The organism is Longimicrobium sp. (assembly GCF_036387355.1).
Classification (GTDB): domain Bacteria; phylum Gemmatimonadota; class Gemmatimonadetes; order Longimicrobiales; family Longimicrobiaceae; genus Longimicrobium.
In genome coordinates this window covers 1-7,836 of sequence record NZ_DASVTX010000510.1, presented here as the reverse complement: position 1 = coordinate 7,836, position 7,836 = coordinate 1, and the positions used below count along the sequence as shown (strand labels likewise).

The 7,836-nt window shown below is 69.4% G+C and carries 8 protein-coding genes and 1 pseudogene; 2 read left to right on the top strand and 7 right to left on the bottom strand.

Annotated features, from left to right (window positions below; translation table 11 throughout):
* Positions 1 to 534: pseudogene (locus VF665_RS22200) on the bottom strand (isocitrate lyase); the annotation flags it as partial.
* Positions 535 to 573: 39 nt separating this feature from the next.
* The gene (gene aceB / locus VF665_RS22195) at positions 574 to 2,196 is read right to left on the bottom strand and encodes a malate synthase A (RefSeq protein WP_331055662.1); all 1,623 of its coding nucleotides are present in this window, start codon (positions 2,194 to 2,196) and stop codon (positions 574 to 576) included.
* Positions 2,197 to 3,070: 874 nt separating this feature from the next.
* Here aceB and VF665_RS22190 point away from each other — a divergent pair.
* Positions 3,071 to 3,475: a PIN domain-containing protein gene (locus VF665_RS22190; protein ID WP_331055661.1), complete on the top strand. Its 405-nt coding sequence runs from the start codon at positions 3,071 to 3,073 to the stop codon at positions 3,473 to 3,475.
* Positions 3,476 to 3,659: 184 nt separating this feature from the next.
* Positions 3,660 to 3,980, top strand: coding sequence for a hypothetical protein (locus VF665_RS22185; protein WP_331055660.1), 321 nt, complete (start codon positions 3,660 to 3,662; stop codon positions 3,978 to 3,980).
* A 252-nt stretch (positions 3,981 to 4,232) separates the two neighbouring features.
* Here the strand turns inward: VF665_RS22185 and VF665_RS22180 are convergent, their stop codons facing one another.
* The 5 genes from VF665_RS22180 to VF665_RS22160 form a co-directional block, all read right to left on the bottom strand.
* The gene (locus VF665_RS22180) at positions 4,233 to 4,823 is read right to left on the bottom strand and encodes a GNAT family N-acetyltransferase (protein WP_331055659.1); all 591 of its coding nucleotides are present in this window, start codon (positions 4,821 to 4,823) and stop codon (positions 4,233 to 4,235) included.
* An 8-nt stretch (positions 4,824 to 4,831) separates the two neighbouring features.
* Complete coding sequence (locus VF665_RS22175; RefSeq protein ID WP_331055658.1) at positions 4,832 to 5,620, bottom strand: cyclase family protein; 789 nt, start codon at positions 5,618 to 5,620, stop codon at positions 4,832 to 4,834.
* A gap of 70 nt (positions 5,621 to 5,690) precedes the next feature.
* On the bottom strand, positions 5,691 to 6,248 hold the full coding sequence (locus tag VF665_RS22170) for a DinB family protein (protein WP_331055657.1): 558 nt from the start codon (positions 6,246 to 6,248) through the stop codon (positions 5,691 to 5,693).
* A 161-nt stretch (positions 6,249 to 6,409) separates the two neighbouring features.
* Positions 6,410 to 7,411 (bottom strand): slipin family protein, encoded by a 1,002-nt coding sequence (locus VF665_RS22165; RefSeq protein ID WP_331055656.1) that lies wholly within the window; start codon positions 7,409 to 7,411, stop codon positions 6,410 to 6,412.
* Positions 7,412 to 7,419: 8 nt separating this feature from the next.
* Positions 7,420 to 7,788 carry a GntR family transcriptional regulator gene (locus tag VF665_RS22160; protein WP_331055655.1) on the bottom strand — a complete coding sequence of 123 codons (369 nt, stop codon included), beginning with the start codon at positions 7,786 to 7,788 and terminating at the stop codon, positions 7,420 to 7,422.
* Between the last annotated feature and the right edge of the window lie 48 nt (positions 7,789 to 7,836).

Below are 7,836 nucleotides of genomic sequence, written 5' to 3'. Positions count from 1 at the left end.
CACCCCCGCCGCGCCCGCCTCTATCATGCTCTTCATCAGCTCGAAGCCGTGCAGCGGGCCGCCGAAGCCCGCCTCGGCATCCGCCACGATGGGCACGAACCAGTCGCGCCCCGCCTGGCCGTTCTCCGAGAACTCCACCTGGTCGGCGCGGGCCAGCGCGTTGTTCAGCCGGCGCACCACCTGCGGCACGCTGTTGGACGGGTACAGGCTCTGGTCCGGGTACGTCTGCCCGCTCAGGTTGGCGTCGCCGGCCACCTGCCAGCCGGACAGGTAGATGGCCTGCAGCCCGCCCTTGACCATCTGCACCGCCTGCGCGCCCGTCAGCGCGCCAAAGCTGCGCACCGCGTCGGGCTCGTGCAGCTGCCGCCACAGGCGCTCGGCGCCGCGCCGGGCCAGCGTCTGCTCGATGAGCACCGATCCGCGCAGGCGCACCACCTCTTCGGCGGAATAGGGGCGGGTGATGCCCTCCCAGCGCGGGTCCGTCACCCACTTGATCTGCAGCTCGGCAGCCTGCTGCTCCAGCTTCTGCGACATCGTTCGTTCTCCGGTCAGGATCGTAGGGTGGCGTCCGGGTCAGTCCAGGAGCGCGTATGCGGGAAGGGTCAGAAACGCAACGAACTCGTCGCCCAGCACCAGCTCGTCCAGCAGCTTGCACGCGCTTTCCAGGCAGCGCGGGTCCTCGCGCTCCGGGCGCAGCGCGGCCATCTCCGCGTCGCGCAGGCGCGTGTAGTCGTCCGGGGTGAAGAAGCCGTCCCCGTCGCCGTCGTTCAGAATGGGCGCGCGATGGCGGATCCACTGCCACAGCTGCGCACGGCTGATCTCGGCGGTGGCGGCGTCTTCCATGAGGTTGTGGATGGCGGCGGCGCCGTTGCCCAGCAGCCACTGCTCGATGTACTGCAGCGCCACGTTCACGTTCAGGCGCGCTCCTTCTTCCGTGATCTGCCCGCCCACGATCCCCGTTTCCAGCAGGGAGTGCGCGGCCACGCTCACCTCCTCGCGCAGCTTCTCCTTCTGGTTGGGGCGGTCGCCCAGCACCTTGTCGAACTCCGCCTTCGCGATGGGCACCAGGTCCGGGTGCGCCACCCAGGTGCCGTCGAAGCCCTGCCCGGCCTCGCGGCTCTTGTCTTCCCGCACCCTGGCCAGGGCGCGCTCGTTCACCTCCGCGTCGCGCCGGCTGGGGATGAAGGCCGCCATGCCGCCCATGGCGTGCGCGCCGCGGCGGTGGCAGGTCTGCACCAGCAGTTCCGCGTAGCACTTCATGAAGGGAACGGTCATGGTCACCTGCACGCGGTCGGGCAGAACAAAGTCGCCGCGGTTCCGGAACTTCTTGATGACGCTGAAGATGTAGTCCCACCGGCCGGCGTTCAGGGCGGCGGCGTGGTCGCGCAGCTCGTACAGGATCTCGTCCATCTCGAACGCGACCAGGATGGTCTCGATGAGCACCGTGGCGCGAATGGTTCCCCGCGGAATGCCGAGCGCGTCCTGGGCGGCGTTGAACACGTCGTTCCACAGCCGCGCCTCCAGATGGCTTTCCATCTTGGGGAGATAGAAGTACGGCCCGGTGCCGCGGCTGAGCAGCTCCTGCGCGTTGTGGAAGAAGTACAGGCCGAAGTCAAAGAGCGACGCGCTGATGGGCGAGCCGTCCACCAGCACGTGGCGCTCCGGCAGGTGCCACCCGCGCGGCCGCACGATGAGCACGGCCGTCTTTTCGTTCAGGCGGTACTGCTTGCCGCCGGCGTCCAGCGACAGGGTGCGGCGCACCGCGTCCATCAGGTTGGCCTGGCCGGAAAGCACGTTCTTCCACGTGGGCGAGAGCGCGTCCTCAAAGTCGGCCATGAAGCAGCTGGCGCCCGAGTTGAGGGCGTTGATCACCATCTTGGCGTCGGTGGGGCCGGTGATCTCCACGCGGCGGTCCTGCAGGTCGGGCGGGCACGACGCCACCTTCCAGTCGCCTTCGCGAACGTGGGCCGTCTCCTCCAGAAACCCGGGCTCGCCGTCGTCGTCCAGCCAGGCCTGCCGCTCGTCGCGGGCGGCCAGCAGCTCCATGCGCGTCGCGTTGAAGCGGCGGTGAAGGTCGGCGACGAACTGCAGCGCCTGCGGCGTGAGCACACGCGCGCCCGTGCCGTTTCCCTCTCCCAGCACCTGCACGCCCTCTACCTGCCCCTGCTCGAGTGCGACTTCCGTCCCTGCCGCCATGTGCGGATCCCTGGTCCTGGTGTGTGACGCTGCGGTGGTTTGTGCATGTCCCGCGTGCCGCTTCGAACGCGTGGTTGGAGGCGGCTGCCCGCTCTGTCGCAACTGTGATTCCATGAGCATGGCTCAGCGGGGCAGCGCTCCCGGATCAGGCGGGAAGCCGCTTTTGGCAGATGATCGGCCAAATTCCGGCCCCCTCGATCCGCTCGGCCGACTGCCACCCGTCCGGTGCCGGACGGCGTTGTGCGCGGCCGTTGCGACCTTGCATTTGTCGCCTCTGCGGCGGCTTACGTGAGGGCGAAATCCTAATTCCCCGCATGGTGCCTGAAATCCGCATGTCTGCTGGAGTTTTCCCTTGCCAGGAAGCTGCCTTTCGTACAGACTTCTGGTCAGTCGTGACACTGTGGATCGCGGTCCGGAACCCCGGCGCGGGAAGCTGTGTCGGAGCAAGCAGGAGGGAGGCAGAGATGATGGAAGAACGGGCTGCGATGGAGGATCACAGCGCAGATGCAGAGGCGGCTTCACCCAATCTGTCCGAAGCTCCTGCGTCGGCTCAGCCGGCAAGGCGTCCGAGCGCGCGGGGGAACACCCGGGGAGAGCTCATCTCGGTAGACGAATTCCTCCGCCGCAAACACGAGGAGATCGAAGAGGACGAGCGGAGGTTCGCTCGGCGACATGGATCCCAAGCGAACGGGCAAAGCACGCGTGGACCAGCCATGGCGCCGGGCAGCGATGCGGTCGATGTCGGGCCTGTGCCGCCCGTCCATGTTGCGCGTCCGAGCGGCTACGGTGCGGGTCGAGGGATGCTCAGTTCCGTAGACGAGTTCCTCCGCCGCAAGCACGAAGAGATCGAAGAAGAAGAGCAGCGGAGGGGGCGGTGATCTACGTCCTGGATTCCTCTGCCATGCTCGCCTATTTGAACGATGAGGACGGTGCGTATGTCGTGGAGCGGATCCTGGGCGACCCAGCAAATACTTGTCTTGCACACGCCATCAACCTGTGCGAGGTCTACTACAATATGCACCGGGACTTTGGCGAGGTGCGAGCGGAGCGCCATCTGGGCGAGCTTGCGGCGGACGGGGTGATTGAGCGGAGCGATCTGGATCCGGCGTTCTGGCGGGAGGTCGGCAGGATGAAGAGCGAGCTGCGGCGGATCTCGATCGCGGATGCGTGCGGGGTCGCGCTCACCCAGCGCGCGGCGGGGCACTTCGTCACCTCCGATCACCACGAGCTCGATCGCGTCGCCTCTGCCGGGAGCTGTTCGATCCTGTTCATCCGCTGACGCAGGCACCACAGGAGGTCGGCGGACAGGTGCGTGGAGGCAGTGTCCACAGGCTCTCCACCGCGGCGGATCGCCCGGCAGCCGCACGATGGCGCGCCGCGGTACGAGGTGTGCTTGTGGGGGCGCGCCGGGCCGGCGCGGACGCGCCACGAGGCAGGGTTCAGACCGCTCTCCGGAGGCGACGATGGGCAAGACGGATCGCAGCGCGCATACCACGACCGACCACGACTTCATCCGCCGCTGGGTGGAGGAGCGGGGCGGAAAGCCCTCGCACGTAAAGCGCACGGGCGACAAGGAGGATCCCGGCATCCTTCGCATCGACTTTCCCGGGTACTCCGGCAAGGACTCGCTGGAGGAGATCAGCTGGGAAGAGTTCTTTGAAAAGTTCGAGGAAAACGAACTCGCCCTGCTGCACCGCGACATGAAGGGCGACGACGGCGAGCTGGACCGCTTCAACAAGCTGATCAGCCGCAAGGGCCGCGAAGAGGGCGACGAAGACGAGTAGCGTTCCCGCTCAAGCAAGAACACGGGGTGAGCCGCCCGGCTCACCCCGTTCTACATACCTTTCTGCATTCAACCCACTCGGGCCATCCTCGTGTTCCGTCCCAGCACCGCGAGTATGTGAATCCGGATCCGATCCACATGGAGTGGATGGTAAGTTCTTGCAGGAAGCAAGTTTGGCCTCTCGGTCCATAAAGACGTCCTGTCCAGGCCCAACCCGCTTTCCAGAACTCTTTCCTGCCCCGCTCTTGCTTCCCTAGCCTCCGGACGGATGCTGCAGATCCGGCCGGGACTCGCGCCACTCGCGGCGCAGCAGGCCGAAGAGGACGGTGTCCTGAATTTCGCCCATGTGGTGGTAGCGCTCGCGCTGGTAGCCCTCGCGCACGAAGCCCACGCGCTCCAGCGCGCGAAGGCTGGCCAGGTTGCGCGGATCGGCGTCGGCCTCCAGCCGGTGCAGGTCCAGGTCGTCGAACGCAAAGCGCACCAGACGGGCCAGCACCTCGCCGGCGTAGCCGCGGCCCCAGTGCGCACGGGCGAGCGCGTATCCCACCGACGCGCGGCGGTGCGCGTTGTCCAGCCCGGCCAGCGTGCAGGTGCCGATCACCTCGTCCGTCTCCCGCAGCGCGACGCCCCACTGGAAGAGCGCGCGCTGGGCAAAGAGCGACACGATCTGGTCGCGGAGCGCGGCCGCGTCCTCCAGGGCCGGCATGGCGGGGCTGCTCCAGTAGCGGCAGACCTCCGGGTCGCCGAACACGGTAAAAAGCGCCGGCACGTCGTCGGGCGTAAGCCAGCGCAGGTGCAGTCGCTCGCAGGCGATCGTGGGCAGAGTAATGGCGTCGCGCAGCATGGCGAAGGTCAGTACAGGGCCAGGAGGCGTGCGGGGCCGCCGGAGCCGCCGCGGTGCGCCGGCGCGCCGACCACGATCACGGCGCCCGCGGGCGGCACGCGGTCCAGCCGGGCCACGTTCTCCAGCCCGTAGCGCCCCGCGCCCAGCAGCGCGAGGTGCGCCTCGTACACCTTTGCCGGGCCGAAGTCCAGGCTCAGCGTGTCCGTAGCCGCGGCGGCTACGTCGCGCTCGTGCACCAGCCATTCGGCGGCTTCGGGGCTGAATCCGGGCGCGTGCATGACCCCCGACGCATCCGCGTTCAGAAAGTGCCCGGGCTGGTCCAGCCGCGCCTCCCACCCGCTGTGCAGCGCCACGACGGCCCGCGGCGGAATGCGGCCGTGGCGGCGCTCGTACGCCAGCAGGTCATCCACCCCCAGCAGCGTATCCTCGTCCCGCGCGGCGCGACCGGCAATGGACACGACCGCCAGCGGCGCGATCAGGTCGGGGGCGTGAACGCTCTCCGTTCCGCCGCCCTCCACGTAGAAGTGCGCCGGGGCGTCCAGGTGCGTCCCCGTGTGCTCGGCATAGCAGAGTTCCTGCGCAAAAAAGCCGTTCCGCTCCACGGAAAAAAGCGGCGTGGCGCGGAACGGCCGGTACGCGGGAAACACGGGAAAGTCCGCCGTCAGCGGGTGCGTGAGGTCGCACACGGAACGCAGCCGGGCGAGCACATCCGGCCCCAGCGCGAGGGCGCCCTGCGCGGGGCCGCGGGGCGGCGGCGGACCGGACGGAATGGAGCGGACCAGCTCTGGACAGCACATGCGGCGGACCGTGGGCGCGGGGAGCAGAAAGGCGCGGGTGCGCCGAATCTGGCCCCGCGCGGCCCGCGCTTCAACCCCGGGGCTGGATGTCCGCCCAGACGCGCTCCGCCTGGTCCAGGTGCCGGTGCTGGTGCGCGGGTTGGATGGCGAGCGCCGCAAAGGCGTTGTAGCGGACCCGCGCGTTGAACGGCGAGGCGATGGGGATGCGCTGCAGCGGGAGCCCGTCCGCCTCGCGCAGCAGCTCCTGCTGTGCCGCCTGCAGTTCATCGAACCGCCGCACGAGAGCGTCCGCGGAATCCGCCGCCGTGGGGACGAATGCGGGCGACGTCTTGACGCGCGTCCGGGATCCGGGGCTCACCACGCGGTGGATCAGCCATCCGATCAGCCCCATGCGGAACCGCGCCGGCGCCGTGCCGCCCGCGGCGCGCGCCTGCCGCAGCGCATCCCGCATCCTGGGGACGTACGCCTCCGCCGTCAGGTTCAGGTGCGCGATGCACTCCGCGACGGACCAGCCGCCAGAGGGCGGGCGCTCGGCCCAGCGGGCGGGCGGAACGGACTGGCGCAGCCGGTGCACGCGTTCGGACGCGCTCTGAAAGTCGTCGGCGAGGGACTGAAGCTGCTCGTGCATAGGCGGGCCGGGGCGCGGGGGACGCGTGGGTGGACGGCCGCATGATCGTCGCCGAACGGCCGGCGCGCCATGGGGAAGGATGGGGACGCGGGGCCGGAGTTCTCCCCACGCGCAGCGGGCCGGCCGCGGCGGCCGGCCCTTCGTGCCAGCCAACGTGCGGGTCAGGGCTCCGGGAACAGGTTGGTCTCCGCGATCCGCAGCGCGATCTCGGGTTCCGGCGCGGGGGCGGGCCGGGCGCCGTTGCCGCCGGACTGCTGGTTGGCGAGCGAGGCCGCGGCCATGATGCCGGCGTGGCCCATGGAATCCACGATGGTGCTGGGCACCACCATCATCCCGCCCTTCTGCTTGAGCCCTTCGTACAGGATGTTCATCTGCCGGAGCTGCAGCGCCGTGGGGTTGCCCTGGTAGCTTTCGGCCGCCTTCTCGAACAGCTTGGCGATCTCCACCTCCGCCTCGCCCAGGATGATGCGCGCCTGCTTTTCCCGCGCGGCCTGCGCCTGGCGCGACATGGCGTCCTGCAGCGAGGCGGGGATCACGACGTCGCGCATTTCCACCGAGTGCACGCTGACGCCCCAGGGCGTGGTGCGCCGGTCGATGAGGGACTGCAGCTCCTGCTCGATCCGCTCGCGTCCGGCCAGCAGCTCCGTAAGCGAGGTGCGCCCGATGATGTCGCGCAGCGCGGTCTGCGCGGCCCAACTCACGGCCTGCTGGTAGTCCTGCACCTCCAGCGCGGCCTTCTGCGCGTCGAACACCGTCCAGAACAGGACGGCGTCCACGTTCACCGGCACGGCGTCGGAGGTCAGCGTCTGCTCGGCGGCAAAGGAGGTGGCCACGGTGCGGTGGTCCACCCACGCCGCCACGGTGTGCACGCCGGGGATCACCCAGAAGACGCCGGGGCCGCGCACGCCGTCGTAGCGGCCCCACTTGAGCACCACCGCGCGCTCCCACTGCGAGGCGATCTTGGGCGAGAACATGGCCACCAGACCCACCGCCGCGCCCGCCAGGAGCGCCATGGGCTCCGCGACCGCCACCGCCATGGCGCCGCCGATGGCCGTGGGAACGGCCAGGGCCAGGGTGCCCAGAATGTTGCCGCGCGGGGGCCTGGCGCTCTGCGCGGCGGGAAGGTTGTTGGAAACGGAGGGGGTCACGTCCGTGCCTGCCATACAGGCTCCTACCGGGTTCGCCGGCTGTCCAGGTGAATGATCACGTCGTCGAGCCCAAAGCCCAGCGCCGCGGCCTCCCGCAGAAAGGTGTCTTCCAGCGCGCTGAGCTCCGCGAGGACGTCCGCACGCTGCATCTCGTGCGGTGCCGCCTTCACTACGATCCCCACCCCGGACCGGGTTTCGAGTACCTGCTGTCGTTCCAGCTCCGCGTAGCCGCGCGCGACGGCGTTCATCCCCACGCGCAGGTCCACGGAAAGCTGGCGCGCGGTGGGGAGCACGTCGCCCGGGGACAGCAGGCCGGCGCCGATGGCGGAGCGCACCGTGCGGACGACCTGGGCTTCCACCGGGGTGGGGTCGGTCGGGTCGATGTGGAACATGGGCGGATGAGAGGGGCGCGAGGGTCAGGCTGTATGATGCGCGGGGCG